Consider the following 1185-nt stretch of genomic DNA (forward strand, 5'->3'; position numbering starts at 1 on the left):
CGGCGGTCAAGCAACCCGGTTTCTCCCTGCTCCTGATATTTTTTGACCCAGTTATAGATCTGCTGGTAGGTGATTTTGTACTGCTCGCTGGCCTGCCGGTAATCCAACCGGTGCCCGATGCAATATAACACTGCCTGCAATTTTTCTTCGTACGATAATTTCTTCTTTTCGGCCATACCGCTTTCCTCCTGCGCTCTGCGCGTTTTGAAGTCCCTATGGCCTTGATTATACAACGTAATCCATTGCTGCAAAACCGCATGGGAGGATATCCCGTATTTGCGGCACATGGCGTCCAGCGACCCTTCTCCGCTTAAATAGTCCTCCACGGCCGCCAGCTTGAGCGACGACGGGTAACTGGTAAAACCCTTTTTCGGATGCAGCCCGCAGGCTCCTCCGTCTGATATTTCCGCAGCCATGCCTGGAAAGTGCTCAATCGTATGCCTAACTCTTCCCGGATCTGTGTGGAACCCTTACGGATCGCTAGGTAGTCCTCCACAGCCTGAATCTTTACCTCCGGCGGTATTTTGCCTTTTAAACTCATGATAATTGCTCCCTCCGTTTCGACAGTTTTGTTTTTCCGCTGTCTACTTTAAAGGGAGCATATCAAAATCAGAGCCGCCGTTTCCTTTCGTCTATCTAAAATGAACGACGACCCTAACATCATGTAAAGGCACGGCGGCACATAGGAGGATGCCGCCGTGCTTATTTTTTGTTTTCTACACAATACCCATGAGCTGCACCAGCTAAAAAAGCGCAGCTCCCCCTCCGGGTAAGTCCGGCATTGAGTATGTACTATACTGTGTAGCATCCTGTGGTTTTGCACCACCGTGCGCCCGATTGGTCTTTGACCTGTCGGGCGCTTTTTGTCGTTTATACAACTTTTCTGTCGGCTGTCGTTCTCCGCCGTTTTGGGTTCGGTTCACCACCCACCCAAAACGAAACGGAGGACAGAGTATGTTCAACAGAAAAAGCAGCTATGCGCTGAATAAGAAAGATACCAATGCGATTGTCTATATCCATCTCCGGACCAGTAGAGTGCTTTGATTCGGTCTGTCCGGCGCCCGAAGAACAGAAACAGGCTTTCTTCACTCAGACAACCGCCGTACTGCTGACTTACGATAGCCGCCAGTCCGTCTATCCCGCGGCGAAGATCCGTGTATCCGCATGCCACGTAGTAGTTTTGGA

General features: G+C 50.5%; 2 protein-coding genes. Both read right to left on the reverse strand.

Annotated elements, in window-relative coordinates; translation table 11 throughout:
* Positions 1-416 (reverse strand): helix-turn-helix domain-containing protein (locus tag E0E29_RS17295; protein ID WP_130850991.1); only part of this gene is annotated, 416 nt, incomplete at its 3' end.
* 542 nt (positions 417-958) lie between these two features.
* Positions 959-1185: IS66 family insertion sequence element accessory protein TnpB (tnpB, locus tag E0E29_RS17300; RefSeq protein ID WP_130850992.1), on the reverse strand; the 227-nt coding region annotated here is incomplete at its 5' end.

It is taken from the genome of Intestinimonas timonensis, from assembly GCF_900626145.1.
In the GTDB taxonomy this organism is placed as follows: Bacteria; Bacillota; Clostridia; order Oscillospirales; family Oscillospiraceae; genus Intestinimonas; species Intestinimonas aquisgranensis.